This is a genomic window from Paenilisteria rustica (assembly GCF_013820765.1).
GTDB lineage: Bacteria > Bacillota > Bacilli > Lactobacillales > Listeriaceae > Listeria_A > Listeria_A rustica.
Window position 1 is genome coordinate 35,911 of record NZ_JABJVM010000009.1, and the last position, 26,427, is coordinate 62,337.

22 protein-coding genes and 1 pseudogene are annotated in these 26,427 nt (G+C 41.2%); 21 read left to right on the plus strand and 2 right to left on the minus strand.

What is annotated here, in order from left to right:
* The first annotated feature begins 46 nt into the window (after positions 1-46).
* The 5 genes from HPK16_RS09865 (at position 47) to HPK16_RS09885 (ending at position 4,355) form a co-directional block, all read left to right on the plus strand.
* Entirely contained in the window at positions 47-1,228 is a 1,182-nt protein-coding gene (locus tag HPK16_RS09865; RefSeq protein WP_181676806.1) for an iron-containing alcohol dehydrogenase, read from the plus strand.
* 91 nt (positions 1,229-1,319) lie between these two features.
* Positions 1,320-2,801, plus strand: coding sequence for a peptide MFS transporter (locus HPK16_RS09870; RefSeq protein WP_181676807.1), 1,482 nt, complete (start codon positions 1,320-1,322; stop codon positions 2,799-2,801).
* Between the two features lie 107 nt (positions 2,802-2,908).
* Positions 2,909-3,595, plus strand: a complete 687-nt coding sequence (locus HPK16_RS09875; protein ID WP_343064812.1) for a histidine phosphatase family protein — start codon at positions 2,909-2,911, stop codon at positions 3,593-3,595.
* 19 nt (positions 3,596-3,614) lie between these two features.
* A complete protein-coding gene (locus HPK16_RS09880) occupies positions 3,615-3,920 on the plus strand; it encodes a hypothetical protein (protein WP_181676809.1) in 306 nt (101 codons plus the stop codon).
* Positions 3,921-3,947: 27 nt separating this feature from the next.
* Complete coding sequence (locus tag HPK16_RS09885) at positions 3,948-4,355, plus strand: VOC family protein (protein WP_181676810.1); 408 nt, start codon at positions 3,948-3,950, stop codon at positions 4,353-4,355.
* Between the two features lie 55 nt (positions 4,356-4,410).
* On the opposite strand, the gene HPK16_RS09890 is transcribed toward HPK16_RS09885, so the two are convergent.
* A complete protein-coding gene (locus tag HPK16_RS09890; protein ID WP_181676811.1) occupies positions 4,411-5,448 on the minus strand; it encodes an oxidoreductase in 1,038 nt (345 codons plus the stop codon).
* A gap of 58 nt (positions 5,449-5,506) precedes the next feature.
* A complete protein-coding gene (locus HPK16_RS09895; protein ID WP_181676812.1) occupies positions 5,507-6,556 on the minus strand; it encodes a lactonase family protein in 1,050 nt (349 codons plus the stop codon).
* Between the two features lie 357 nt (positions 6,557-6,913).
* On the opposite strand from HPK16_RS09895, the gene HPK16_RS09900 reads away from it, so the two are divergent.
* The 16 genes and pseudogenes from HPK16_RS09900 (at position 6,914) to HPK16_RS09980 (ending at position 26,402) form a co-directional block, all read left to right on the plus strand.
* On the plus strand, positions 6,914-7,537 hold the full coding sequence (locus HPK16_RS09900) for an SH3 domain-containing protein (RefSeq protein WP_181676813.1): 624 nt from the start codon (positions 6,914-6,916) through the stop codon (positions 7,535-7,537).
* Positions 7,538-7,790: 253 nt separating this feature from the next.
* Positions 7,791-9,263 (plus strand): AcpB/EbpR/MafR family transcriptional regulator, encoded by a 1,473-nt coding sequence (locus tag HPK16_RS09905; protein WP_181676814.1) that lies wholly within the window; start codon positions 7,791-7,793, stop codon positions 9,261-9,263.
* 357 nt (positions 9,264-9,620) lie between these two features.
* A complete protein-coding gene (locus tag HPK16_RS09910) occupies positions 9,621-10,286 on the plus strand; it encodes a Crp/Fnr family transcriptional regulator (protein ID WP_181676815.1) in 666 nt (221 codons plus the stop codon).
* A 114-nt stretch (positions 10,287-10,400) separates the two neighbouring features.
* The gene (locus tag HPK16_RS09915) at positions 10,401-13,604 is read left to right on the plus strand and encodes a toxin Cry1Ac domain D-VI-related protein (RefSeq protein ID WP_181676816.1); all 3,204 of its coding nucleotides are present in this window, start codon (positions 10,401-10,403) and stop codon (positions 13,602-13,604) included.
* Positions 13,605-13,853: 249 nt separating this feature from the next.
* Positions 13,854-14,351 carry a DUF4352 domain-containing protein gene (locus HPK16_RS09920; RefSeq protein ID WP_181676817.1) on the plus strand — a complete coding sequence of 166 codons (498 nt, stop codon included), beginning with the start codon at positions 13,854-13,856 and terminating at the stop codon, positions 14,349-14,351.
* 2 nt (positions 14,352-14,353) lie between these two features.
* Positions 14,354-15,019: a YveK family protein gene (locus HPK16_RS09925; protein ID WP_181676818.1), complete on the plus strand. Its 666-nt coding sequence runs from the start codon at positions 14,354-14,356 to the stop codon at positions 15,017-15,019.
* A gap of 13 nt (positions 15,020-15,032) precedes the next feature.
* Positions 15,033-15,719, plus strand: coding sequence for a CpsD/CapB family tyrosine-protein kinase (locus tag HPK16_RS09930; RefSeq protein WP_036059925.1), 687 nt, complete (start codon positions 15,033-15,035; stop codon positions 15,717-15,719).
* A gap of 21 nt (positions 15,720-15,740) precedes the next feature.
* Positions 15,741-17,183: pseudogene (locus HPK16_RS16845) on the plus strand (polysaccharide biosynthesis protein).
* Between the two features lie 12 nt (positions 17,184-17,195).
* A complete protein-coding gene (locus HPK16_RS09945) occupies positions 17,196-18,383 on the plus strand; it encodes a glycosyltransferase family 4 protein (RefSeq protein ID WP_181676821.1) in 1,188 nt (395 codons plus the stop codon).
* 2 nt (positions 18,384-18,385) lie between these two features.
* Positions 18,386-19,657: a nucleotide sugar dehydrogenase gene (locus HPK16_RS09950; RefSeq protein WP_181676822.1), complete on the plus strand. Its 1,272-nt coding sequence runs from the start codon at positions 18,386-18,388 to the stop codon at positions 19,655-19,657.
* Between the two features lies 1 nt (position 19,658).
* On the plus strand, positions 19,659-20,822 hold the full coding sequence (locus HPK16_RS09955; protein ID WP_181676823.1) for a glycosyltransferase family 4 protein: 1,164 nt from the start codon (positions 19,659-19,661) through the stop codon (positions 20,820-20,822).
* Entirely contained in the window at positions 20,800-21,408 is a 609-nt protein-coding gene (locus HPK16_RS09960; RefSeq protein WP_181676824.1) for a sugar transferase, read from the plus strand. Before HPK16_RS09955 ends, HPK16_RS09960 begins: the two co-directional genes overlap by 23 nt.
* Positions 21,401-22,543 (plus strand): DegT/DnrJ/EryC1/StrS family aminotransferase, encoded by a 1,143-nt coding sequence (locus tag HPK16_RS09965; RefSeq protein ID WP_181676825.1) that lies wholly within the window; start codon positions 21,401-21,403, stop codon positions 22,541-22,543. The genes HPK16_RS09960 and HPK16_RS09965 overlap by 8 nt, the downstream gene beginning before the upstream one ends.
* Before the next feature lie 22 nt (positions 22,544-22,565).
* Positions 22,566-23,996 carry a hypothetical protein gene (locus tag HPK16_RS09970; protein ID WP_181676826.1) on the plus strand — a complete coding sequence of 477 codons (1,431 nt, stop codon included), beginning with the start codon at positions 22,566-22,568 and terminating at the stop codon, positions 23,994-23,996.
* Complete coding sequence (locus HPK16_RS09975; protein ID WP_181676827.1) at positions 23,989-24,516, plus strand: acyltransferase; 528 nt, start codon at positions 23,989-23,991, stop codon at positions 24,514-24,516. Before HPK16_RS09970 ends, HPK16_RS09975 begins: the two co-directional genes overlap by 8 nt.
* Positions 24,513-26,402 carry a NeuD/PglB/VioB family sugar acetyltransferase gene (locus HPK16_RS09980; protein ID WP_181676828.1) on the plus strand — a complete coding sequence of 630 codons (1,890 nt, stop codon included), beginning with the start codon at positions 24,513-24,515 and terminating at the stop codon, positions 26,400-26,402. Before HPK16_RS09975 ends, HPK16_RS09980 begins: the two co-directional genes overlap by 4 nt.
* Positions 26,403-26,427 lie beyond the last annotated feature (25 nt).

Here is a 26,427-nt window from a genome sequence, read left to right on the forward strand (position 1 = left end):
ATACGTGACAAAATCTAAGGCAAAAAGAAAGCGGGGACTTTATACAATGAATAAAGGAATTGCAAATTTTGATTATTATAACCCAACGCACATCGTGTTTGGAAAAGACCGGATTGGTGAATTAGCGACATTGATTCCAACCGATAAGAAGGTGCTAGTGCTTTATGGTGGCGGCAGTGTGGAGCGTTTTGGTACGCTTGCGAAGGTTCGCGAGGCGCTTACTGGACACACGTTTGGTGAGTTTGGTGGGATTGAAGCGAATCCTACATACGCGACGCTTTTACGTGCGATTGAGCTGGTGAAGAAGGATGGCTACAATTATTTGCTAGCTGTCGGCGGTGGTTCTGTTATTGATGGAACGAAATTCGTTGCGGCGGGCGCGCTTTTTGATAGTGAGCCGATTAATATTTTTGGTAGTGGGATTGGTGAAGGTATTCCGATTAAGGAGGCTTTGCCGTTTGGTACGGTGTTGACGCTTCCTGCGACGGGGTCTGAGATGAACAGTGGCGGTGTCGTGAGTATCGTTGAGAAAAAAGCGAAACTTGGATTTGGTAGCGCTGTGACGTTCCCGCAGTTTTCGATTCTTGATCCGGAGTTGACGTATACGTTGCCGAAGCGCCAATTGGCGAATGGTGTGATCGATTCGTTTGTGCATATTATGGAGCAATATATGACGTATCCGGTCGGCGGAATGGTGCAGGATCGGTTTGCGGAAGGCTTGCTTGAGACGCTGATTGAGATTGGGCCGGACGTGGTGGATGAGTCGAATCATGACTACAATCTGCGTGCGAACTTTATGTGGGCGGCGACTTATGCGCTGAACGGGACGCTGAACAAAGGGGTTCCGGGGGATTGGTCGAGCCACGGTTTAGGCCACGAGATTACGGCGCTGTATCATATTGACCATGCGCGGACGTTGGCGATTGTGTTGCCATCGTTGCTTGAGATTCGTAAAGAGCAAAAGGGCGCGAAGTTGTTGCAATATGCAGAGCGTGTTTGGCATATTACGGACGGGACGGATGATGAGAAAATTCAAGCGGCCATCGATAAAACGCGTGCTTTCTTTGAATTACTAGGCGCGCCGACGCATTTCAAGGATTATGAGCTTGGCGATGAAGTCGTGGATGCGCTCGTTTCACAACTTGAAAAACATGGTCTGACGGCTGTTTCCGAACGTGGCGATCAAACGCTTGACGTGAGTCGTGAAATTTATAAGAATGCCTTGTAATATCGGCTAATTTTGTTTGTACTTTTGGGACGCTGGGCGGTTTTTAAGTTCGGCGTCCTATTTTTAACTAGGAAAAAGGGAGGTTAGGGCGATGGAGATTAAGGACAGTAGTGGTAAGACATTTTTTGGACATCCTAGAGGGCTCGCGACATTGTTCTTTACGGAATTCTGGGAGCGTTTTTCTTATTATGGAATGCGCGCTATTCTTATTTTCTATATGTATACGGCGGTTGTTGATGGTGGACTCGGATTTTCTCAGGCGACAGCGACGGCGATTATGTCGATTTACGGTTCGCTCGTTTACATGTCTGGCGTTATCGGTGGCTGGACGGCGGATCGAATTTTAGGACCGCGCCGCACGATTTTTTATGGTGGTGTCTTGATTATGGTGGGGCACATTGTCTTGTCATTTCCTGGAGGCGCGTCGGCACTTTTCATATCGATGTTCTTTATCATCATTGGAACGGGCTTTTTGAAACCGAATGTGTCGAATGTTGTAGGTGATCTTTATCCAAAAGGGGATCAGAAACGTGACGCAGGGTTTAGTATTTTTTACATGGGGATTAACTTGGGGGCTTTTATCGCGCCATTTATCGTGACGCAAGTGTCGAATTCCGCGAATAGTTATCATGCTGGGTTTGGTGTGGCGGCTGTCGGGATGGCTCTGGGACTCATTGTTTATGTTATTACTGGAAAAATGTATTTGCGCGATGCTGGGAAGAAAGTTCCGAACCCGCTAAAAAGTGCCGAGAAGAAGAAAATGTCTGGTTTGGCGCTTGGCGTATTAGCTGGTATTGCTGCGATTGGTACGATTGTGGCATGGCTTCAAGGCGAATTTACATTGCAAACGGTGATTATGACAGTGACGATTATGGGTGTCATTATCCCGCTGATTTATTTTATTGTCATGATGACGAGTAAGAAAACGACGAAGGACGAGCGCTCGCGACTTACAGCTTACATACCTCTGTTCCTTATTTCGGTCATGTTTTGGATGATTGAAGAGCAAGGATCGACCACACTAGCCTTATTTGCTGCGAACCGAACGGATCTGAGCGTTGGCAGTTTTGAATTATCGCCAGGTGTTTTCCAATCACTGAATCCGATGTTCATTATTATTTTATCACCAATTTTCGCATGGATTTGGACAAAGCTTGGAAAAAGGCAACCAGGAACACCGCGAAAATTTGCGTTAGGTCTATTTTTTGCTGGCCTATCGTTCGTGATTATGATGTTGCCAGGGTTGCTTGCGGGAAACACGACAACCGCGGTAAGTCCGATGTGGCTAGTGCTGAGCTTCTTTATCTGTATCGTAGGTGAGATGTGCTTGTCACCAGTCGGGTTATCAGCTACGACAAAACTAGCGCCAGCGGCATTTGCCTCCCAAACGATGAGTGTTTGGTTCTTGTCAGACTCGATGGCACAGGCATTCAACGCGCAAACAACGCAGTATTTCAACGCGAAAACAGAGATTTTGTATTTCGGACTTTTCGGATTTGGCGCTGTAGCCTTTGCAATTTTACTTTTCCTTGGCGCACCGCTTTTGAAAAAATATATGCGTGGTGTGGATTAATTATACGACAAAGCGCTTTTCTTATTGCAAGAAAGGCGCTTTGTTTTATTGCAAAACGCGGCTGGGCTTGATACACTAAGGGTATCTTTTAAGAAACGGTGGTGCTTGTGAAAATGGCTGGGAAAGTGACTTTATATGTGACGCGACACGGAAAAACGATGCTGAATACGACGGAGCGTGTGCAAGGTTGGGCGGATTCGCCGCTTACAGAAGAGGGCGTTCTTGTGGCGGAGCAGCTAGGACGAGGTCTTGCGAATACGAAGTTTGAAGCGCTTTATACGAGCGATCGCGGGCGGACGCTTGAAACGGCGGATATTGTGATGAGGCATGGGGCTTTCGAATTGCCTGCGAATCAGTTGAAAGGATTGCGCGAGTTCGGTTTTGGTAAATTTGAAGGCGAATACAACTTGTTTATGTGGGAAACGGTGAGTAAAATGCACGGATTTGATTCTGTGGAGGCGTTTTTTGAAGTACATAAGCATGATGCGCCGCGGGTGATGATCGATGCGGTAGCAGATATGGATGAGACTGGCATGGCGGAGAATTGGGATATTTTCACGGAGCGATTGTTGCAGTCGCTGGATTTGATTTGTAGCGAGCAAACAGATGGCAATGTACTCGTGATTTGCCACGGTATGGTCATTAATATCTTGCTTTCGCTGCTTGACCCAACACGTGTTGACGGGCCGATTGAAAATGCGAGCGTGACTAAAATAAGTTATGAAAACGGCAAATACACGGTAGAATCGGCGAATGATATGCAATACGTAGCGCGTGGTGTCGTTAAAAATTAGGATAAAGGGATGAAGAACAATGAATGACATGGAAGAAGTACCGATCAAAAAACGAACAACTTTCTTAGGCTTTATGGCATTTTTACTAGGAATTCTATGTATTGTTATGATTTTTATAAAGCCAGTGGAGATTGGATTTGTCACGGCGAGTAATTGGTTTATTGTAATTTTTGGTGTAGCGGTTTTAACGCTAATTGTATCGATTTCAGGAATTGCCAGCGAGCGAGAACGCAATTTTTTCCCAATTATCGGATTTATTATTTCGATGGCGTATATCGTGTTCTGGATTATTTTCTTCTTGTTGATATTAATCGGTGTGATGTAATAAATAAGTGAGATGGAGGAATGCAAAATGGAACTTGATAAAAATAGTACGGTTTCCACTTTTTTGACGTTTAGCGGGGAAGCAGAAGCAGCGATGGACTTTTATGTGGGGCTGTTTGGTGATGATGTAAAGACATTAGGCAAGACGTACATTGGTGAAAATGATCGTGGTGATACGGGGAAACTGATGAATGGTACGTTCGAAATTCGCGGTCAATCATTCATGGTGATGGACATGGAGGCGGAGTACGCGACACCGTTTGCGTGGTCGTTTTCGATTCTTGTGCAATGCAAAGATGAGCCAGAATTTGATCGCCTGTTTGCAGCGTTTTCTGAAGGTGGCTCTGTGATGATGGGACCAATAGAACTTCCGCCATTCAAAAAAGTGACATGGGTAACCGATAAATTCGGCGTAACTTGGCAATTAGTCTGGTAAACTAGGAAAAAGTCCACCGTTCTCGAGAAAAAGGAGAGCGATGGACTTTCTTTATTTATAAAGTTATCACGCGCGGATTTTTGCCGGTGAAACCTTGTTCTAGAATAGTCATGTTGGTTAGCGTTTCTTCATCGCTGACTAGTTTTGGTGTGCCGTTTAGGATGGCGTCGTGAAGCTGGTCGTAAAGTCGACCGTAGTCGCCAAGCGGTGTTGGTACAGTTTCTTCTTGTGTTTCGCCGTTTGCATCGACATAAACGAGTGTGCCATAACTGCTTTCTGGATCGACACCAAAATCAGGCGCACCAGGCATCACACCAGCCTTCAGATACGTTTCTTGTTGATCGATACCGTATTTGACAAAACTGCCTTTTGTGCCGTGAAGGATGAATTTTGGATAGGGAATATTCACTAAATGGCTCGTTTTGATGATAACTTTCAATGTTGGATAGAAGAATTGCACTTCGAACGTATCATCGGTGTTGTTCGGATTGCGGACGGAACGAATATCATAGCTGACTTCATCCGGACGACCGAATAAATCGATAATTTGGTCCATCATGTGAACGCCAAGTCCGTAAAATGCACCGTCATAATATTCGCCGGGTGCGTCGGGAGCTTCTGGACGGTAGTAATCCATATGCGATTCGAGCTCGACAAGGTCGCCTAATTTACCGCTAGCTAGTACCTCTTTGACAGCCAGGAAATCACTATCGAAACGACGGTTTTGATACGCCATCGCGATTAAGCCTTTTGATTTAGCGAGTGTGAACAATTCCTCAGCTTCCTCGGAGGTCGTGCAAAACGGTTTTTCGACGAGTACATTTTTGCCATTTTCTAATGCTTTTTTAGCGAGATTATAGTGCGTGCTTGCGGGCGTGCAGATGCTGAGCAATTGAATTTCCTCGTCTTGCAGAATTTCCTCAAGTTGATCCGTGAATTGAATATTATGTGCCGCGTACTCTGCCTCAAGCTCTGGTTTACGGCGATGATTGTAAATCGTTTTAATCCGAATATTGTCGCGAATCAGCGTGTAAGGCATATGATAACGCGTCGTACTTTTCCCAAATCCGATATAACCAATAGTTAATGTCATAAAATTTCCTCCTAATAAAGAGGCTCCGAACGTTTGCGCGTTGGGGCCTCTTTGTTTATCACTCGTTAATAAATTTCACGCAAACCGGCTCTGGCACGTGGATATCTTTTTGAAGTAAAGTCAGCGCGCCGGTTTCTTTATTCACGCCAAATACCGTTACGTTGTTCGTGTTTTCGTTTGATACCAATAAAATTTCGCCGCTTGGATCAAGGTCAAAGTCACGAGGACCAACGCCTTCCACAGGAGTAGTAGCAGCCAAGCTCAATTTACCTTCCGCATCAATCGCAAAAGTCACAACCGCGTCTTGTCCACGATTGGAAACGTAGAGGAAGCGACCATCGTTAGAAATATGAATCGCGCTACCTTTATTTTCACCGCTAAAATCAGCTGGCAAAGAAGCAATGCTTTGAATCTCAGTTAACGCGCCAGTTGCTTCATCATAAGCTGCAACAACAACGTCAGCCGCCATTTCCGTCATAATATAAGCAATTTTGTCGTTCGGATGGAAAACAAGGTTACGAGGACCGCTACCACCTGCCACCTTCAAATCACTAACTTTATCAAGAATTCCGTCATTTAATGCATAAGTTGTCACGTAATCCGTACCAAGATCGCACGTGATGACAAATTTCTCATCCGGTGTAAAACCAGCGAAATGAGCATGAGCTTTTTCTTGACGCTCTGTGTTAGGCCCAGTTCCGATATGCTGAACGGATGAGCTCGGAGCTTTTAGCGCGCCATTTTTTTCGGTTGGATAGGCAACAATCGTTCCTAAATGATAATTCGCTGATACGACATAAGCGCCGTCTTTGGATGCATCGACATAACAAGGAGGATTTCCAGCTTGGACTTCTTGATTCAGATGTTCAAGAGAGCCATCTTCTTTAATCGCAAAAGCAGCAACGCCACCTTTGTCACCGTCTTTTGCTACCGAATAAAGATGTTTTTGATCATCCGTTAGTTTTAGATAGGTTGGATTATCCATTTTTCCAGCGAGTTTATTTTGTGTAATCTCACCTGTTTTTTTATCAATATGAAGGCGATAAATTCCTTCACTTTCTACTTTGGTGTATGTACCAATGTAGGCAATTGCTTCTTTGTTAGCCATAAATCATTTCCTCCTTTAAGCATTCTTGTCTCTATTATTATATCATAGCTAGGGAAAAGGATAGCCTAATAAACCTATGTTACGGTAATGTTACAAAAATGTAACGTGGAGATGTGTTTCACTTGATATAATGCCAATTCGTTACTAAAAATAAGCTTAAAAAGGCTAGTTTAGTGTAAGAATCGCTCTTTTTTTGATACAATTCATAAATATTTGTAATATAATCGTAATAAAAGTATTGACTTTGAAATCATCGTGGTGTAATATAAAGGTATCGAAAGGGCGCCCCTTAGAAAAATAAAAACACTGCAATTATCCAAAATAACTAATAAACCTAAATTTGAAGGAGAGATTATGATGAACAACGTATTGAACAACAAAACAACTAAAATGGTGGCAGCAGCAGGACTAGCATTGACATTGGCATTCACAACAGTAGCAGCAGGAGCATTCACAGCAGAGGCAGCAACACAAACTACTTATTACACAGCAAAACCACAAATGGTAACCGTGAAATCAGCAGTAAATGTACGCGCTGGTGAAAACACTGGATCTAAAGTACTCGGAACACTTAAAAAAGGTGAGAAAGTATACTTTGTAAAAGATGACTACGGTTGGAGTAAAGTAACATACAAAGGTAAAACTGGCTATGTTGGAACTAGATTCCTAAACGTTCCAGGCAAACAAGTTGATACAGCTAAGAAAGTAGCACCAGCAGTGAAACCAGCACCAACAAAAGTGGCACCAAAAGCAAAAGTAGCACCAAAAACAGCGCCAGTAGTGAAAAAAGCGACAACAAAAACAGTAACTGCTAAATCAACTGTTTACGTTCGCGCTGGCCAAAGCAAAACATCTAAGATTTTAGGAACACTTAAAAAAGGTGAAAAAGTAACATTTGTTGAAGACAACTATGGCTGGAGTAAAGTAATTTATAAAGGTCAAACAGGATATGTAGGTACACAATTCTTAAACGTGAAATAAGTTTTCAGCAACAAGAGTGAAAGTTGTGAAGTAAGTAGGATTGCATCACAAGAATGAGTAACTCATCACATATATTTTTGCACAAACTCCCCCCACGAAGTACGAAATAGGACGCAAACTGGTTTTATAAATCAGTTTGCGTCCTATTTTGTTGTGAGGAAAAAGAGTTGTGAATTGCTTTTTTTGATTCGCTGGGTATAATGAGATGCAAGAACACGTTAACTTTTACACTTATTTAATGGGGGTGTTGTGTATGAATCATTTCTTTTTACAGCTAATTGCAGAAAAAAAGGTTAGGCGACAAATCAAGGTATTGCAGAAAATCTACGATGCAAAATTCCCTCTTACAGTAGATGAGATTGCCGAGGATTTGGATATTTCCAAAAGAACGTTATCCAGAGACATTAAGGATATCGAGCACTCGTTTCCAGAGCAAGAAGTATTAGAACTAAATACGGTGTATGGCTATTCGATTAGTCACTCGCATTACGTCGATGATCTGATTGTTAGAATTTCTGAGGAATCGCCATTGCTTCTGATTGTGAACGGCGTTTTTCAGGAAGAGTTCAAGAGTATCGATGAGTGGGCCGACGAATTGTTTATATCAACATCGACGCTACACAGATATTTAACGTACTTGAAAAACCTATTGAAGGAGTTTAAGTTGGAGTTATCGTTAACACCGATAGCAATCCTTGGTGAGGAAGTAAATATTCGACATTTCTTTTTTAACTTTTTTTACAATATGAATGATATTTCGACGATAAGCCATCCAACAGAAGCTGAGTATGATTTGCACATAAAATTATTAGCTGGATATGATGAAATCAGGAAAACCAGTAATTATTCACAATACAGAAGAGGAATATATTGGCTTATGGTAGTGAATACTCGCATTAAACAAGATCACTTTATCAAAATAAATCCAGAGCTTAAAAAAATCCAAAAACAAATGGAGACATATCAGGTGTTAGCACAAGTAGTGGAATCACTACTCCCGATTATGGTGGTAGATAGTATGCCTGAGGATGAGCTGGTGTACATGGATTTGTTGACGATGGATATTTTTGTGTATTTAGAGGATAGGGTTATAAGCGGCTTTCATACTAAAGCGGAAATGGATGCAGTCGATGATTTTCTAGTGAAGGCATTTCAAGTGTTAGGCATCGATGCAATCGAAGCATCTGATTTAAGGATTTTTATTTCCTATTTTCGTAATCAAATTTTATTGTCTAAGCTAACCCCTTTATTTCAAAAAAATGTGTATGAGGTCAATCAATTCATAAAAGGTGGACATAAGGCGTTGTTTTACAAATGGGTAGATTTATTGCAAAATGACCAAATTAAGCAAATTGCTAATATAGAGTATATAGAGGATGTAGCAGTGAATTTGACGATATTTACACATTGTATGACTTATAATAAGCGTTTCAAAGAACGTGAGCGCCACATTTTATTTACATTCGATGGACCAAATGCTTATTTAAACTATTTGGCGACTTTGGTAGAGAAATTCAATATTAAAAATGTCAGAATCACACTGTTGATGAATTATCATGTTACTAATGAGCTTATAAAAGAACGTCAGGTGGATGTTGTTGTATGTAATTACAAAGATGAAAATGAGGTATTGGACTGCGAACTATATAAGGCCGAGCGGGTTCCAACAGAGAATGATTGGGAACAAATTCGTAACATCATATTTTATATGGATGAAATTGTTTAATAATAGAAGGAGGCTCTAGTATTAGTAAAGTTGCTGATATTGGAGTTTTTTATTGGAAATAGAATGGCGGATGTTGAAGCCAAATTTGATTTTTAATCAATTGTTAAAAATGGTTTAATAGAATTAACAACAAGAGCAATGGACCACAAAAAAAAGACATAAAAAAATGTCGGAGTTGTGACGGAGACTAGCCTTGTCATAGCAAGGTTAAAAAACTTATTAAAAAAGAATAAAACATGTGGTGTAGGATATCATTCTGAAGCACTTATAAAAAAAGACGTTTTGATTGGATTAGCGTATTAATAAAAATACAAAAACGTAGTAGTATTAATTTTAGTCATTTAGGGAGGTTTACAAATGGATTATTTAGCAATAAACAAGCTACTCATTCGAGATAAGACAATTTTACAAAGCATCATAAACTCCAATGATTTTCAGGATAACTTATTGGAAACGATAGTTATTCGAAAAGGAGATAGAATAATACAAGGTAGGATTCAAGATATTTACATCATTGAGGAAGGTCATATAGCCAAAATAATCACCCATAATAAAAATGTAGAAAAAAATATATGTCAAGCTTTCTTGGGGGAGACAGACGTTATTTGGAGCAACCAATTTATTAGTGATAACAAGATAAGCTATGAGCCACTAAGTAGAGCTGTATTAAAGAAAATTGATGCCAATATATTTTTTAATGTACTAGCAACACATCCGTTTTTCACAGATGTCCTCATTGAGGTACTGAATCGAAATGAGGAACTTGCTGAATTGTATGCCAGGCAGTTTCAATACGAGTTGCAGGACAGAATCCTTATGTTATTCGAACAGTTAGGAACACAAATAAGTCCGCAAAAATTTATTTTGCCAAAAGGCTTGGACGCACATTATATTGCTGCTTATTGTGGTGTGAGTAGAGTTAGTGTTAATAGAGTATTGAGAGAATTTAAGGAAATGAAATTATTTGAAAAAAAGGATAAAGGTATATCCGAATTCAGAAAATATAAGATGGTAGGTAAATAGAAACATGGGTTTATAAGTTCTCCCGCGCCCGCAAAAAACTTAAATGATTATATGGAGAGTCAGTCAAGGGTATACGGTTAAGAAAATAAATTGAGAAGGAGAATGATTTTAAAAATGAAGAAGCAAAACCAAATGATAAGTAAGGTATCAAAAGTAATAGTAGCAGGAACAATTGTGTTTTCTAGCTTAGGGACAATCCCTTTTAATACGTTAGCAGCTGATGTAACGGGAACACAGGTAGCAAATGGGCAAATCACCATCCAAAATGGCGTAAAAGTAGAGTATACGCAAGTGATTAAAACGAACCCATGGCAAGGCAACTTAGTTGGGACAGAATATGTAGCAAAAACATTCAGTGAGGATTTCGGTACGAACGAGCCTTTTCCAGGGGTAGGAAAAACGAATTATTCCGTAACGAAAACAGCTTTCGTTGTCATCCCAGTTTCTGGACAATATAATTTCAGAACACAAGGAGATGACAGAACGACTGTTAAAATCAATGGAGTGCAAAAGTTATCAACAGGTGCGTATAATGCAACTGACGACAAGAATGTAGGCTATTTCCACGGTGGAGATATCGTTGAAGTTTCACAGACGATGGAGAATGATGGAAGTATCGGTTTTATGGCTTTAAAATGGGGAATGCCAAACTTAAAATTAGAAAATCCAGATGGACAAAGAACAGATATTCCTCTTTCTAGTACGTTCCCAACAAGAGAACAAGCGGAACAAGCAGCAGCAAAAATGAAGGACCATGGCGTCTTGACAGAATATTTTGATGGTACTTCATCCAATGTTTTTAAAGGTCAAGTAGTTGAGCCTGAAAGTTTCACGAAACATTACGGCTCGACAGAACCATATCCAGGGGTAGGAACTACTGATTACACAGTGAAGAAGACAGGTTATATATATATTTCTGAAACTGGTAATTACCGTTTTAATGGCGGTGGAGATGATTATTTTACGCTTGCCATTGATGGAAAAGAATTGATTAAAAGTTTGAAGTATCCGAATTATGCCGAAACAGGGAGTATCTATCTAGAAAAAGGAGCGACCATCAAAATTGAGCAAACACTTGTTAACGAAGCTGGTGAAGGCTATGCTTCATTGAGATGGACAACTCCTAGTCAACCAGCATACAGTGACGTTAAAGTAACAGATATGTATGAGTCTAAAGAAAAAGCAGTGGCATCTAACGAAGGACCAACATTTGAAGATGCAAGTGCAGCAGTCGATAACTTATTCACGAATAAAGATCCAAATGGCAATATCAAAAATACCCTAACACAAGCTGAAATTGATGCAGCACAAGCCCTAGTCAACAAAGTAACGGACCCAACGAAAAAAGCAACGTTACAAAACAATCTGAACAAAGCACAAAGCCAACTAGATGCTAAAAACGCAGCATCAGTGGCAGAAAAAGCAAACCAAGATGCGGCCAAAAAAGCAGTAGATGAGTTGTTCAACAACAACACATCATCAAGCAATGCCATCAAACCAGCAACAAACCAAGCAGCAATTGATGCAGCGCAAGCCCTAGTCAACAAAGTAACAGATTCAACAACAAAAGCAGCATTGCAAGCAGATATAGACAAAGCCCAAAACCTACTAGACGCTAAAAATGCAGCAACGGCAGCCGAAAAAACAAACCAAGATGCAGCGAAAAAAGCAGTAGATGAGCTATTCAACAACAACACACCATCAAGTAATGCCATCAAAACACTAACAAACCAAGCAGCAATTGATGCAGCGCAAGCCCTAGTCAACAAAGTAACAGATTCAACAACAAAAGCAGCATTGCAAGCAGATATAGACAAAGCTCAAAACCTACTAGACGCTAAAAACGCAGCAACGGCAGCCGAAAAAGCGAAGCAAGATGCAGCGAAAAAAGCAGTAGATGAGCTATTCAACAACAACACACCATCAAGTAATGCCATCAAAACACTAACAGACCAAGCAGCAATTGATGCAGCGCAAGCCCTAGTCAACAAAGTAACAGACTCAGCAGCAAAAGTAGCATTACAAGCAGAGTTAGATAAAGCACAACAACTGCTAAATAACAGCGTACTAGCAACACCACAATTGAATCCAATGACAGAAGCAGACACCGTATTTAGCGGTAAATTGGATGTTTCGAAATACAACCCAGGCACAATTCGCATCTACATCAATAATGCACCAGCAACAGTTGTAACAGTGGACGGTAACGGTAACTTCTCGTATAACATTGGAAACCGTAAAGCTGGTGATGTTATCGGCGTAGATTACAAAGATCGTACAGGTCAATACAATCTTACGACGAAAACATTGATTACAGTAACACCAGTATCTAGCAATGTAACTATCAACAAAATGACAGAAAATGATGACTCGATTACTGGTAAAGCAACACCAAATGTAAAAGTGAGATATGTTGTCAATGGTCAAGCTGTGAATGTAGGGAGTGTAGATACGAACGGTAATTATACAGTGTTTATCGGCAAACAAAAAACAGGAACAGTTGTTGGGGTAGAAGTATTTGATCCAGCAACAAATAAATACAAAGCAGCGGTAACAACAACAGTAGCTGCAGTGAACGTGATGATTCAACCAATGACAAACTCAACAGATACTGTATCGGGTACAGCTCCAGCGAATGCCAAACTTAGATTCCTAGTTGGCGGGGCAGCAGTGAATGTAGGCACAGCCGATGCGAGCGGTAACTACAGCAAATATGTAGGAACTCAAATCGCAGGAACAACAGTAGCAGTAGAAATGCTAAACCCTGACACAGGAAGATACGAACTTGCGAAATCAACAACTGTAACAGGCGCTCCTAAAAGCGTGAACTATACTGTAGCAGCATTAACAACAGATAACGACACACTAACAGGAACAGCCCCTGCAAATGCAAAACTAAGATTCTCTATCAATGGTAATCTAGTTAGCGTTATCACTGCAGACGCATCAGGAAATTACAGCAAATTTATTGGTAAACAAAAAGACGGCGTAGTAGTTAGCGTAGAGCTTTTAAATGAAAACACAAACCAATATACAGCACCACAATCAGTGACAGTTACAACAGGAACAGGTAATGCGACACTTGCACCAGTCATCAACACGATTACAGAAGGCCAAGGCGTAGTAACAGGTACAGTGCCAACAAGCGTTACAACTGTTAGAGTATGGGTAAACGGCGTTGCACAAACAATAGTATCTGCAACAAACGGTAACTTCACATGGACAAAAGCAAATCTAAAAGCTGACGATACAGTCAAAGTAGACTATAAAGATGCTACTGGAACTTGGATTTCCGCAGAAAAAGTCGTAACAAAATAATAAAAAATGAGCTGGGACAGGAGAATGGTTTTCCGTCCCAGTATATGAAATCAGTAACATAACAGAATGGCGGATGTTGAAGCCAAATCTGATTTCTAATCTATTCTCAAAAATGGTTTAATAGAATTAACAGCAAGAACAACAGATCAGACGATACAGCCAAGGTCGTAACAAAATAATACAAAACGAGCTAGGACGGGAAACACAGTTTTTTCCGTCCTAGCATATAAAAATAAGCGAGGTAATAGAATGAAAAAATTAGCAATCGGACTCGTAGCAGTAATCGGTCTCACATCAGCACTTACAGGATGCGGCAATCCATCATCAGAAAAAGATCAAACAGAAACAAAACAAGTAGCACAACAAGAAACAGTAAAAGCAACAGACCAAAAAACATTCAAACTAGGCGATCATGTAGATTTTCTAGGGCTAATTGTTACATTTGAAAAATCCACCTATTTAGAAAATGACAAAGGCGTCAAAGATAGTGTGATGAAAATAGATATGAAGGTAGAAAATAAATCAGCTGCATCACGTGGCTTTACAACAATCGATATGGAGATTAAAGACAGCAAAGGCAAGAAATTAGCGATTTATCCAGGCGAAAACCTAGGTGATAAAATCAAACCAGGCAAGTCCATCAGCGGCGCAGGTTATTTCACAGTGAACGGCAATGCACCATACACAATCACCTACAAAGACCAAGACTCAGATAAAAAGGCTTCATGGAAAGTGGAGGTTAAATAGCATTGGAGCAAAAAACAATTGAACTAGCCGACTTTCTATACGTGTTAAAAAAATGGTTCTGGCTCATCATTATCCTATGCATCGTGGGTGCAATGAGCGGATTTGTTATTTCAAAAGAGTTTATGACCCCAATCTATGAATCTCAATCACAATTAGTCATTAAGCAAGAAAATAAAAAGGACACAGCCACAACAACAGAAACACAGAGTAACATCCAGCTAGTTAACACCTACAAAATTATCCTAGTAAGTCCAACTGTTTTAGGAACGGTAATCAAAAATTTAGATTTACCAGAATCCACAGAGCAACTAGCAAAACAAATATTAATCGAGAACTCGAAAGACTCTCAAGTGCTTACTGTTAATGTATTAAATGCAGATCGTGAACTAGCTAAACAAATAAATCAACAACTGATCAAAGCAGCAACGAAAGAATCCGATAAAATTATGTCTGCCAATAATATTCGAGTTTTGACACAACCGACTGAAAATATGTCACCAGTTAAGCCGAATCAAACTTTGGTGATTGGTGTGGGATTCATCGTCGGGCTCCTCGTAGCTATCTCCATTATTGTGCTCAAAGAAACGATGAGGCAGAATATCAGAGATGAAAAAGAGTTACGTGCGATTATTAAAGCCACCCATTTAGGCAATATAAATCAATTTTGATAGGAGTAAATGTATGCTATCGCTATCTCGGAAAAAAAATAAACCACCAGTGAATCGACTAGCTCAGTTGGGAGAAAATAAATCAGTCAATGAACAGTTTCGGATTATTAGAACGAATATCGAGTTCGTCTCCATGGGACAAAATAACGTGTATCTTATCACATCAAGCATTCCGGGAGAAGGGAAGTCCACGATAACATCGAACATCGCGATGACTTTTGGTCAACAAAATAAGAAGGTATTACTGATTGACGGCGATATGAGACGACCGACGCAAGACAAGCTATTTCGCAGGTTAAACAATGTCGGACTGAGTACTTTGCTTGCCAACCAACACACATTGGAAGAATCCATTCAACCGATTGAAGAATACAATATCGACTTTTTACCAAGTGGCCCCGTTCCGCCTAACCCCGCTGAATTACTTTCCTCGACCAAACTTGAGAAACTACTAGAAGAATGCAAACAGAAATACGATCTCATTTTTATTGACAGTCCGCCATTGATTGATATTGCCGATGGACCAATTTTGGCAAGTAAGGTAGATGGAACTTTTCTAATTGTACGAGCATACAAGACCTATAAAGCAGAGATTCAGAAAAGTGTACAAATACTAGAGCAATCCAATAGTAAAGTCATGGGATATATTCTAAACGATGTGAAAAAACAAGGCCAAGGCAAAAACTATTACGTCTATTAAATGATAAGGATGCGTTTATAAATGGAACAGACTAACTTTCAACAAGTAAAAAATACGTTAATACTAGGTGCGGGTGACACTGGCCATATTATCGCTAAGAAAATCATGAAAGAGCAAGAGGGAACATTTAGAATTCTCGGTTTTCTAGACGATGCACAAGAGAAACAAGATATTAGTTTGGCTGGTGTTTCTGTTATCGGGACTTTAGCAGACTTACAACGGTTGATCGAGCTATATGATATAGATTTGGTTATTGTCGCTATCACGAACATGGGGCGAGTCGCTTTTACAAGAATAGAAAGCCTTTGTAAGCTTGCTGACATTGAGTTGAGACGAATTCCATGCATCGAAGACTTACTTTTAAAAAATGAGCCGCTCATCGATTTAGCAGATATTCCAACACAATCTTTGTTAAATCGTGAACCAGTTCAATTAAATGATGCGGATATAAAACGACAATTGCATCAGCAAACGGTACTGATCACAGGTGCAGGAGGTTCCATCGGTTCGGAGATGTGTCGCCAGTTGCTAAAATATGAACCGAAATCGCTCATCTTGCTCGGTCACGGTGAGAATAGTATTTATCTGATTGAGCAGGAGTTGCGCGAAAAGGCTGGGAATACAACACTTGTACCGATTATTGCAGATATCAAAAATCGCCAACAAATGCACGAAATCGTGGAAGAATACGCCCCAAATGCGATCTATCACGCGGCAGCGCATAAACACGTGACGTTGATGGAAGCAAATCCACATGAAGCCATCAACAACAATGTGATTGGAACAAGAAATATTAGTGAAGCAGCTGATCGATTCGGCGTACAATCGTTTGTGATGATCTCATCGGATAAAGCGGTAAATCCAACAGGTGTCATGGGTGCATCTAAACGAATGTGTGAAATGGTTATCCAAGAATTCGCGTAAAAAAGTGATACGAAATTCGCGGCGGTCCGTTTTGGAAATGTGCTTGGTAGTCGTGGCAGTGTTGTCCCAATGTTCAAAAAGCAAATCGCTAAAGGTGGTCCGGTAACGGTAACAGATCCGCAGATGACGCGATTTTTCATGATAATTCCCGAAGCGGCGAGCCTCGTTTTACAAGCTGGAGTTTTCTCACAAGGCGGCGAAATCTTTGTCCTAGATATGGGCGAGGAAGTCAAAATTCTAGATTTAGCGAAAAATGTCATCCGATTATCTGGTTATTCTTTAGACGACATCGAAATTAAATTTACCGGTTTACGTCCAGGCGAAAAACTATATGAAGAATTATTGCTAGAGAATGAACTGGAGCCGCAACAAATATACCCTAAAATCTACGTTGGGAAGACTAAATTTGTTAGTTTTGAAACGTTGCATAGAATTTTAGAAAACAATGATGCGTGGACGAAAGAGGAACTGCGCAAAGAGATGTTGGCGCTAGCGAATAGTAATCAGGTAACGCAAGAAAAAAATAATTTGAAAGTCTAGGTGGTGAGTCGTTTGAACTGGTTGTTTGCACACGATAATCGATTTTTGGAAGCGGAAGATGGGCAGGTATACTCGGAAGTGGCGTTTTCGTATAGTAATTGGGAACGTTATGTGGCGCATGTGGATCAACTCACCGTCATTGCACGTATGGAACCGTTGGGGGATTTGGATACGAAGTTTTTAAATCTTTCAAGTGGAGAAAAAATCGCGTTTGAAGGCATGCCAAATCCATATGGAATCAGGGCTTTCACACCATTTCCACAAGGATACAAAACGGTACTCGCGGCGGTTGAAAAAGCCGATGGAGTCATCGCTCGCTTACCTTCAGAAATCGGCTATATGGCAGTCAAAGCAGCTTGGAAAACGAATACGCCTTACTGTATTGAAGTCGTTGGCGATGCTTATAACGCGATGGCGACGTACGGTGATTGGAAAGGGAAATTATACGCTCCTTTTGCAGAACGGAAAATGAAGCGAAGCGTTAGAGAATCTCAACGTACGCTTTATATCACGGATAGGCACTTGCAAGAACGTTACCCGACAAATGGTGACAGCGTATCTTGTTCTAATGTAGAACTTCCCAAGCTGGCAATGGAAACTATTGAGCGACGCCAAAAAAGAAACGCGACGCCAGCGGAAAAACTGATTATCGGCATGAATGGTTCGTTATCATCGCCTTATAAAGGTTTTGAGACGGCTTTCCAAGCACTTGCAAGTATTACATCAGACTTACCACCGTTCGAGTTTCGAATTTTAGGGCGTGGCTCAAAAGAAGAATGGCTTGAAATGATTGAGCAACTAGGATTAACAGAACACGTCGTTTTTTCGGGAACATTACCTCATCAAGGCGTCTACGAATGGTTGGATGATATCGATATTTTCCTGATGCCAAGCAAAACAGAAGGGCAAGGAAGAGCGTTAATCGAAGCCTTATCAAGAGGTTGCAGTTGTTTAGGATCGAACGTCGGTGGTATTCCAGAACTCATCACAAAGGAACAACGACACGAGCCAAGCGATGTTGCCGAGCTAGCTAGGAAATTAGTCAAACTCGCAAACAACCAAGAACAGCGGCAACGATACGCCGAGCTGGCTTTTGAACGAGCGGCAACTTTTCAGAGTGAACGGTTACAAGAAATCAGACAACGATTCTTTCAGGATTTTAAAAACACCATACACAACAAACGAAATGAGGAATTATAATAATGGCTAGGAAAATTGCAGTCGTAGGTCTAGGCTATGTCGGCTTACCAGTAGCGGTAGCCTTCGGACAAAAGGAAAACGTCGTCGGATTCGATATTAATCAAGAGCGTATCCAAGCCCTTCAACATAATATCGATATGACAAAAGAAGTAACGACGGAAAACCTGAAACAAGCAAGGATTGACTTTACGTCAGATGTAACGAAATTACAGGCATGCGATTTTATTATTGTCGCTGTACCAACCCCGATTACCAACGATAAACAACCGAATTTAGCGCCGTTAATTAGTGTCTCCAAGACCATTGGCGAGAATTTAACAGCCGGAACGATTGTCGTGTATGAATCGACAGTGTACCCCGGCGTGACCGAAGAAGAATGTGTGCCAGTCCTCGAAAAATATGCCCAATTAAAAGCAGGTCAAGACTTTTATGTAGGCTATTCCCCAGAGCGAATTAACCCCGGTGATAAGAAGAACACCTTTTCCTCTATTAACAAAATTGTATCTGGTCAAACAGAAGCGGTAACAGAAATTATTTATGAGACGTATAAGTCGGTGATTCAAGCGGATGTCTATAAAGCAAGCAGCATCAAGGTAGCCGAAGCCGCGAAAGTGATTGAAAATACGCAACGAGATCTAAATATCGCACTCATGAACGAATTTGCGATGATATTTGATCGGTTAGACATCGATACATCGGAAGTGTTAGCCGCAGCGAAAACGAAGTGGAATTTCCTACCCTTCGCACCAGGTCTTGTTGGTGGGCATTGTATCAGCGTCGATCCTTATTATCTAACACACAAGGCGCAGATGCTTGGCTACGATCCACATATGATTTTAGCCGGTCGTCGAATTAATGATGGTATGAGCCATTTTATCGTTGCTAGTCTCATCAAAAAAATGATTGCCGCTGATTTACCGATAAAAAATAGCGTGGTGACGATTCTAGGTGTGACTTTTAAAGAGAATGTTCCTGATATGAGAAACTCCAAAGTAATGGATATTATCGCTGAATTAAAGCAGTTTGGCATCGAGGTTCAACTTTCAGATACGGAATTGGAAGCGGAAGGTACGAAGCTTAACGATGAAATCGTAGCTTTTACGGAGTTGAAACCGAGTCACGCGGTTATTATGGCAGTACCACACGCCGAGTATCTAACAGCTGGTTGGGAAGGCTTAGCCGATTTAGTCACGCCAGGCGGGATTTTCATGGATGTGAAAGGTGCGTTAAATAGCGTGGAAAAACCAAGTCATATTGACTACTGGAGACTATAATATGGCCAAATTACTCATGGGCGTGACGTCATCGATCAGCCTACAACTTCTCCGAGGACAGCTAGAATACTTTAGCAAACTGGGCTACGACGTTCACTTGATTTGTTCGCCAAGTGGAGAGATAGATCAGATGCTACCGGAGAATATCACGGTGCACAACGTACGAATGACGCGCGAAATATCACCATTTTCCGATTTGTTCTCCTTGCTCCGAATTATCATGATTTATTTAAAAGTGAGACCAGACATCACCAACGTATCCACCCCAAAAGCGAGTTTACTGTGCATGATAGCGGCATTTCTGACACGTACACCGATGCGAATTTACTCGGTGATTGGACTAAGATTTGAGACGTGTACTGGGAAAAAACGAAAGCTACTACACTTCATTGAAAAATTAGTTTGTAAACTGAGCACGACATGTCTTGCGGTCAGCCCTAGTTTGAAGGAAGTTTTGGTGGAAGAACGGCTAGCACTGCGAGAGAAGATTCACGTGTTGGGATCTGGGAGCTACAACGGTCTAGATTTAGCTGAATTTCAGTTAGACGTGGTGGAGGTAGCACATCTGAAGAAACAACACTCGCCAGATAATCGGCGCAAGGTCATTGGTTATGTAGGACGGTTGACGAAAGACAAAGGCATCGATGATTTGGTGGCGGCTTTCACGGAACTTTCTGAGGAACACGAGAATCTCAAGCTACTCTTAGTTGGTGATTTTGAAGCGGGTGATATGGTTTCGCCGCTAACGCAAAAGCGAATCGAGGAAAATCCAGATATCATAAAAACCGGATTTGTCCCTAAAACTGCTTCTTATTACCGCTTGATGGACGTGTTTATTTTACCGACTTACCGTGAGGGCTTTGGAAATGTCATTTTAGAGGCAGCTGCGGCGAATGTGCCTGTTATTACAACAAATGTGACGGGAGCAAAAGACGCGATTATACCGAATGAAACGGGATTACTGGTCGAAGCGGGTCATGTAGCGGATATGAAAAAAGCGCTGATGACGTTACTTGAAGATACCGATTTGGCCGACAAGTTTAGTAGAAACGGGCGCATGCGAGTGGGTCGAGAATTTAGATCTGAAATTATTTGGCACCAGTTAGATAGTGTGTACAGAGAAACGGAGGTCGATAAGCAAGATGTATATGAAATGGAAAAATAATATGGATCGGTGCCTAGCCATCGTGATGTTATTGTTACTAGCGCCATTGTTACTAGTCATCGCCGTACTCGTATGGGTGAAATTAGACAGGAAAATCATCTTTTCGCAAGAACGCGTAGGTTTGCACGAAAAGATTTTCAAGATATATAAGTTTAAAACAATGACAGATGAGCGGGACGCAGAAGGTCAGTTATTACCGGATAACGAACGGCTTCATCCATTTGGTAACACATTACGGAAGCTGAGTTTGGATGAGTTGCCACAATTACTGAATGTTATCAAGGGTGATATGAATTTTATTGGACCACGACCGCTGTTAAAAGAATATCTCGCTTTTTACTCCGAAGAAGAGAAGAAACGTCACGATACGAAGCCAGGTCTCAGCGGTTGGGCACAAGTGAATGGGCGCAATAGCATCAGTTGGCAGGAGAAGTTTCAATTAGACCTCTTTTATGTCGAAAATCAGTCGCTGAAACTCGATATGCGCATCTACAAAAAAACGATTTTGAAAGTGATTCGTCGAGAAAATGTGAATACGTCAGAGCAAGTGACGATGGAAAGGTTGGACGAGATTAAACATGCTTAAAACAAAAAAGATGATTCCGTTAGCAGTACCTCACATGAGTGGTATGGAAGAGAAATATATTCAGAAGGCTTTTCAGGAAAATTGGATTGCGCCATTGGGTTCGAATGTAGACGGCTTTGAAGCAAGTATCGCATCGTATAATCATGTTTCCGAGGCAGCGGTTGTTTCTTCTGGAACGGCAGCTATTCATTTAGCGCTTCAACTTTTAAATGTTAGTGCGGGCGATACGGTATTTTGCTCCACGTTTACGTTTGTCGCCAGCATCAATCCGGCGTTGTACCTAGGCGCCAAACCAGTATTTATCGATTCGGAGGAAGAGACTTGGTGCATGTCCCCAATTGCTCTCAAAACGGCACTAGAAGACGCGCGACAAAAGAAGCAACTGCCAAAAGCAATCATCGTTGTGCATATTTATGGACAGTCCGCGAAAATGGACGAAATCATCGCTTTGGCTGACGAATACGGGGTTCCTATCGTAGAAGATGCGGCGGAGGCACTTGGAGGCACGTATCGAAATGTCCCGCTTGGAACGCTCGGTGACCTTGGTATTTTCTCTTTTAATGGGAATAAAATCATTACGACATCGGGTGGCGGTGCTTTAGTTTCTAAGCAACCAGAGAAAATCGCAGAAGCCCGCTTTTTAGCTAGCCAGTCGAAAGAAGATGCGCCGTATTATTTACATCAACAAGTTGGTTATAATTATCGCTTGAGTAATGTGCTTGCCGGGATTGGTATCGCGCAAATGGACGTTTTGAATGATCGGGTGGCTAAAAAACAGGAGATATTTGCAGCGTATGAGGCAGGATTAGCGGATGTTCCGAGTATTATCATGATGCCGGAATTGGATGTTGCAACAGGAAATCGGTGGCTTTCGACGATGACATTTGATACGGATGAGAAAACACCGGAAGACGTGATGGCATTATTGAAGGCGAAGGGAATTGATAGTCGCTTATTATGGAAGCCGATGCATCAGCAACCACTTTTCCAAGATGCGCCGTTTTATGCAGATGAAGCAGGAGATGTGGCGACAAAGTTGTACGAGACAGGGTTATGCCTTCCGTCCAGTACGCAGATGACGCAAGAAGAACAGGAATATGTAATCGAAGCAGTAAAGAATATTCTCAGCAAATAATTTGAAGGATGTATGAATAAATATGCCAATAAAAATTCCTAAACAATTCTACGTTATAGCAGTAAATGTAATCATGCTCGGCATCGGTGGATTTGTCACTTTCTACGTGGCAGGAAATATCAATGCAAGTGGTTATGAGCGACTCTATTTATTACCATTGACATTTACGATTTGTTTCTTGTTAGTCTTTTCGAGAGCCTTATTTCAGCGGTTCAAAGTATTTCTCATTGTTTTTACGGGAATTGGATTTGCTAGATTTGTCGTGTTGCCTTATTTTATCGTGTTCAATGATTATTATGGAGGCAGATCACCGGAACCGCCGCTTGCAGGCTCGATGGAAACGGCGATTTATTTAATGGTGTATGAGCTTATTGTCGTGACGATTGTCATTGGAATACTGGATTACTTCCAAAATAAGAAATACAAACCGAGAAATACGCAGCAACCATTTGATGAAACGAAAAGTTATTTTGGATATGCTGTGTTTATCGTCGTGGCTATTGTGGCGGCGCTTGGAATACCAAATGTGATTTCATCGATTAGCTTCTTTATTCCAAAACCGGATTTAGTGGACGTGATGGAAGATAGTAATGTGATGGTTATGCTTGGTGGCTACATGTTTATTTTAGCGAAGCAGCTTGTTTTCATTATGGTTACGTGGTGGGCGCATAAGAGGCATCGGGCAACAAGTCAGTTACTCTATGTGTGGATTGCGATAGGTGCTTTATTTGCTAATATTGGCATATTTATCGGTACGAATCGTTCAGATATTGTGTTAGTTGCGATTGTTAGTTTAGTGACATTTCGATTGTTGTTTCCGAAGTATTTCAAACTCGTTGTATTGCTTGTCGTCGGAATGCTCGTTGGAATTCTTTTGATTATGAGTACGGTGCGAAATATTGCCTCGATATCTGGTGGCACGAGTGGGGTTACGGATTTTACGGATAATTTACAAGTGTATTTTGGCGGACCGTATAATGTGGCGATGGCGCTTGAAACGAAGCTGATTTACCCAGAAGCGCAACATTGGAGTGTACTGTTTTTCGATATTTTTAGACCGATGATTGGGGTTAACATGTTGGTGAAAGATTTGCCGTTTGAGTATTCGAATATTTTCTTTAATCAACGTTATTTTTATTCGGATCATGCGACGCAAATTTTGCCAATGATCGGGCAAGGGAACTTGTTTTTTGGTTATTTATTGTCGCCGTTGTTGTCGGTGTTAGTGGTTTGTCTGGCTTACTTCATTCAATCCAAAATTGATCAGACGCGTTCTATCGAGATGTTCTATTTCCTTACATTAGTTTGTACGCGAATGGGGATGTTGATGGGGCAGAATACGATGAATATTATCAATGATTTGAGTTATAACTTGGCGCTGTTTTTAATTGTTTACTATGTGAATCGCAAAATTGTTTACAAGAAACGTTTAGGAGATGTTCATTATGAGTAAGAAAAAACTGTTTTTCCGATATGTTTTGCCAATGCACTGTATTCAATTATTGACTGCGTGGATGCCGAATACAGATATTACGACGAAAATTCGTGGTCGGTTGATGCGTCCGTTTTTTAAGCAATGTGGGTCTAATTTCAGGATTGGAGCGCGGGTTATTATTAATCGTCCGGACCTCATTAGTATTAGCGATGATGTGTATATTGCGCACCAATGTTATTTGAACGGTACGGGCGGTTTGAAGATTGAGCGGAATGTTTCGGTTGGGCCGATGTGTGTGATTGTGACGTCGAAACATGTGTATGAAAATGGTGAGGTTTCGATGGATTACAAGCCGGATGGTGTCGTCATTGGAAAAGGTTCGTGGCTCGCGAGTCATGCGGTGATTAATGCGGGAGTTACGGTGGCAGAAGGTACAACTGTTGGGGCCAACGCGGTAGTAACGAAGAATTTTGAGCCACATACGATTATTGGTGGCGTGCCAGCTCGTGTGATTCGCACGCAGGAAACAGTGCTATGAGTTTCGCTTCAAACATGTTTAATAATGCGTTCTTCCTGACTTTTGTTAAAAAGGGGTTCGTCGTTCTTAATGGGATTATTAGTTTGATGCTGGTGGCGAGATATTTTGGGCCTGCGATGCGCGGGGAATATATGTTTATCGTCAATGTTGTGATTGTAGGGACGACGATTCTAAATTTGGGTATTTCGCTCATTTATCCGCATTTTAGAAAACAAGATAAGCGTGCTAAAAATCTTTTTGTGAGCTATTCTTTCCTCCAGTTTTTCCTGTATTTAATCATTTCTATGCTGATTATGATTATCACGAAAAATGTAGTTTTAAGTATAACGGCGATGCTGATTAGTGTGAATGTGCTGAATTTACAAGTGACACAGATTAATCTAGTGGAAAATTTGAAGCAGCAGTCGATGATTATTATTATGTCATCGCTTATCAATACAGGATTGATTACTCTCGCCTTTTTTCTGACGAGTGAAAATCTGTATCTGATCTTGATTATTTTCGGATTGAAAAGCTATGTATCGATGGTCTTTTCTCTAGTGTCGTTGTGGGATAAGGACTTTAAGTTTACGATTGTTCCAGTGAAATATAAGAAGATGACAGCGCTGGCCTTTCTCCCGTTGTTGACCTCTTTTTTAATCGCGATTAATTATCAAGCAGATATTATTATTTTGAAAATGATGTCCGTTGATTTTTATCATATTGGGTTGTATAGCACGGGTGTGGCGCTTGCGGAGTATTCGTGGATGATTCCGGATATTTTTAAAGAGGTCATGTTCCATCATAATGCGCGAAAAGATGATATCAAACGCATGACATTTTCGATTCGGTTAGGTTTCACGGCGGTTGTTCTCGTTGCGATTATGGTGATTGTGTTTGGAAAACCGATACTGGGCTTCTTATTCGGAGCAGATTTTGTAGCGGCGTATCCAATTGTTGTATTGATGTTTTTGGCGGTTCCTTTTATGGTGTATACGAAAATTATTGGAACGCTGTTTTCGGCAAATGGTGGATGGCGCTTTTACTTCATCACATTGCTCATTAGTGTGTTACTGAACATTGGCTTGAATGTGGCGCTTATTCCATCGTTTCATATTTATGGTTCTGCGTTTGCTTCTGTGGTTTCGTATGCCTTTTGTGGCATGACGATGCTGTTTTGGTTTAAGCGGAAATATAAAGTGCCGTTTCGTGATGTATTGTTTGTGAAATGGGAGGATATCCGGAAGGTGGCGCCATTTTTATTTAGGAAAAAAGAATCGTCGGTGGCATCGCTCATTATTATTGGCGACGGCGGGCATAGTAAAATGGTTCAGAATATCGTTCGGGAGAGTGGGACGTATCGGCTGACCGAGGTCTGGGATGATAAGTATCGTGAATCCGTTGCGCGAGAAGGGATTTTCTATACATCACTCGACGAAAAATTACAAGGATTGACGCAAATGGATGCCGATGTTGCCTTTTTTGTAGCGATTGGTGATAATGACATTCGGAAAAAAATCGCTAGAACCTTGGCTTTGGCTGGGAAAAAATTTGCGGTGATCGTTCATCCGACTGCGTTTATCGAGGCAACGGTGGAAATCGGCGAGGGCAGCTTAGTGATGGCAGGATCGATCGTTCAGGCGAATACGGTGCTTGGAAAACATGTTATTGTAAACAGCGGAGCTACTGTGGAACATGACATTTCGGTTGGGAATTTTGTTCATTTTGCTCCGGGAAGTGTTGTGACGGGCGGATGTACGGTGGAAGATAACGTATTGATTGGTGCCGGGAGTGTCGTGGTGCCGAATATCAGTATTGGTGCGAACGCCGTTGTTGGTGCAGGGAGTACACTGACGCATAATATTGAGACTAACACATTAGAATATAGCAGAAAAAAGACCGAATAGTGAGGGAAGCAATCCGTCATTATTT